The organism is Macromonas nakdongensis (genome assembly GCF_002837145.1).
Classification (GTDB): Bacteria; Pseudomonadota; Gammaproteobacteria; order Burkholderiales; family Burkholderiaceae_C; genus Macromonas_B; species Macromonas_B nakdongensis.
This window is the reverse complement of record NZ_NWMV01000147.1, coordinates 1-1,376: the sequence shown is the minus strand read 5'-3', so window position 1 is coordinate 1,376 and position 1,376 is coordinate 1. Positions and strand designations below refer to the sequence as shown.

Below are 1,376 nucleotides of genomic sequence, written 5' to 3'. Positions count from 1 at the left end.
GCCTGGCGCCGGGCGGGCGCCAGGCCCTTGGGCGGGGGCAGGTCGGCGGGGGCGCTGCGCAGCCACCAGCGCAGGCGCGGCCACTCGCGCAGCACGGCGTAGACCAGATCGGCCAAGGTGTGCCGCTCGCGCGGGCCCAACTGGCGGTGTTCTTTGGTGTAGCGCGCCACGGTGGCGTCGGCGGGGTGTTGGAAGGACAGCACCTGCTCGATCAGATCGGCGGCGTGGTCCAGCAAGGCGTTCGGGTGCATGGGGCGATTGTCCGGCAAGACAGGCGGGCCGCGCTCGCGTACCATGGCTGACGGAGTTTTCGATGGACGCACTGCAACTTCCCCCCGACGCGCTGGGCCTGGGCGCCGCCCTGCTGATCGGCCTGTTGATCGGCCTGCAACGCGGCTGGCAAGAACGCGACCTGCCCGAAGGCGGCCGGGTGGCGGGCCTGCGCACCTTCGCCCTGGTGGGGCTGCTGGGCGGCCTGCTGGGCAACTGGCTGCCGCGCTTCGGGCCCTGGCCGCTGGTGGCCGCGCTGCTGAGCGTGGCGATGCTGCTGGTGGCCTCGTACTGGCAGGCGGCCAGCAGCAGCCGGCGCCTGAGCGTGACCAGCGCCGTGGCCATGCTGGTCACGCTGCTGCTGGGCGCTTATGCCGCGGCCGGCGGGATGGCCCTGGCCATCGCCGCGGCGGTGGTGGTGTCGGTGCTGCTCGACCTCAAGCCCACGCTGCACGGCTGGCTGCGCGCGATCGAGCACCGGGAACTGAGCGCGGCCCTGCAACTCCTGGTGCTCACCGTCGTCATCCTGCCCAACCTGCCCGACACCGGCTACGGCCCCTACCAGGCCTGGAACCCGCAGCAGCTGTGGTGGGCGGTGGTGCTGATCACCGGCCTGTCGCTGTGCGGACACGGGGCCATGCGCCTGACCGGCGCCCACCGCGGGCTGCTGTGGACCGGGCTGCTGGGTGGACTGGCCTCGTCCACCGCAGCCACCCTGGCACTGGCCCGCCACGGCCGCGCCCAACCCGAGCTGGCGCGGGCCGCCGCCGCCGGCACCCTGGCGGCCTGGGGCGTGATGTTCCTGCGCATGGCCGCGCTGATCGCCGCCATCCAGCCCGCGCTGCTGGCCGCGCTGGGCGCCACCCTGCTCGCCCCGGGCCTGGTGTTGCTGGCGCTGGGCGGCTACCACGCCCGGCACACCCCTCAGGTCCCCACGCCGGCCAGCGCCAACGCCCCGGGGCTGGGCCCCACCTCCGGCCTGGGCACGGCCCTGGGCTTTGGCGCCTTTCTGGGCCTGATCGCGGTGCTGGTGCCGGCCGCGCGCGACTGGCTGGGCGACCGCGGGCTGCTGGTGCTGTCGGCCGTTTCGGGTCTGGCCGACGTGG

Annotated in this window: 1 protein-coding gene and 1 pseudogene; one reads left to right on the top strand and one right to left on the bottom strand. The window is 74.6% G+C overall.

From position 1 onward, the window contains the following. Positions 1–251 (bottom strand): annotated as a pseudogene (locus CON77_RS14385) (hypothetical protein); the annotation flags it as partial. Positions 252–313: 62 nt separating this feature from the next. Here CON77_RS14385 and CON77_RS14380 point away from each other — a divergent pair. Further along, on the top strand, positions 314–1,376 hold a 1,063-nt coding region (locus CON77_RS14380; protein WP_101050242.1), incomplete at its 3' end, for an MgtC/SapB family protein.